Origin of the sequence: Tepidanaerobacter sp. EBM-38, from assembly GCA_001896545.1 — a bacterium.
GTDB lineage: Bacteria > Bacillota > Thermosediminibacteria > Thermosediminibacterales > Tepidanaerobacteraceae > Tepidanaerobacter.
The window spans coordinates 1-1339 of the sequence record MPOT01000004.1; the positions used below are offsets into that span (position 1 = coordinate 1).

A 1339-nucleotide genomic window follows, 5' to 3' on the forward strand; every position below is an offset into this window, starting at 1 on the left:
AACAATAATAATTCTACCTAAAGAATATTCTCTTTGGATCTTACCCAATGCAGGAATCAACGTAGTTTTATCGGGAGCGTTCCCAGGGAAAAGCTTATACGTGATAGGTATACCATTTGTATCCATAAATAATCCCATCTGCACAATCGGATCCGGACGGTGTTCTTTCGAAACCCCCTTCTTCCTTAGCTCATCTTGCTTGTCTATTTCAAAATAATAATTTGTAACATCGTAATAAACCAAATCAGTATTGCGCCCATACTGCTCTTTAATGCGTTCATGTAACCAAAACTGAAGATCATCACTGTATTTATTAAAAAAAGAAAGGCATCGATAAATATCATCCAAAGAAAAGTCAAACTTCTCGAAGAACATATCCCTATTTTCAAAAGTCTTTTTCTTAGAACCAGGATACAACAAACGCGAGAATACCAGTAGTTTCATAATGGCATTGGCATCATATTTTTCTTTAGAATGTCGTTGCCTGTTTTTAAGGAATGTATCGATTTTAAGTTCATGATAAATTTTACTCAAAGCTGCATAGCCAAAATTCTTCAGGCCATCGTAATTGGATTCCATAGATTCATCTAGAGAAATTTTAAGATTAACGGGTAGCCTTTCTTCATAATGCTTTTCATTCATTTTGCGGACTTCCTCAGTGAAAAAAGCAATAGGATCGTCATATTTCTTTTCAAGCTCATCCAGATATCCAATGGAGCGAACTGTAGCTGTACGAGATTGTTTAGTTTTCTTGTCATAATAGCTACTAACGATTGATAAATAGGTCCTTCCAGTCTTTTTATTTGTACTTTTTTTAAGATATATTTTAAAAACCTCCACCGTTTTAACAATTAGGCATCTCTTACAATTATACCATGTAACGCCATAAAACACCAGTATTATTTGACTAAAATTTAAAATAAAAATACCCGAAATCATTAGTAATGTCAATGGTTTCGGGCTATGCTAATTTGAAATTTGCTGCAAAACTAGGGATTCACATCCTCAGGCTCTTTTCCAGTGCCGCAAATTTTTAATGAAGAACTTGCCCCATGTTGTATTAAAAGAAGTATCGAGCACCGCCGAAGGTGCAAATATAGTTGCTAAGAGCCCCTCCTATGACATTGCGGCAATAGGCAATCAATCCCTTTCTAAATTATACAATCTAACAGTGGTAGCTGAAAGTATACAGGACAGTCAAAATAATATGACACGCTTTTATTTACTTTCAACAGAAGATAAACCGTCTACAGGTCATGACAAGACCACTCTTGTTTTTTCAACGGCAAATCGCCCCGGAAGCCTTTTTAAGTGTTTAAAGGTATTTGCACAACAGCAG

Annotated in this window: 1 protein-coding gene and 1 pseudogene; one reads left to right on the forward strand and one right to left on the reverse strand. The window is 35.5% G+C overall.

Annotation, left to right across the window (positions count from 1 at the left end; all coding sequences use genetic code 11):
- Positions 1–825, reverse strand: a pseudogene (locus BUC45_RS00245) (transposase); the annotation flags it as partial.
- A gap of 151 nt (positions 826–976) precedes the next feature.
- Here BUC45_RS00245 and BUC45_RS00250 point away from each other — a divergent pair.
- Positions 977–1339 (forward strand): prephenate dehydratase domain-containing protein (locus tag BUC45_RS00250; RefSeq protein WP_296969223.1); only part of this gene is annotated, 363 nt, incomplete at its 3' end.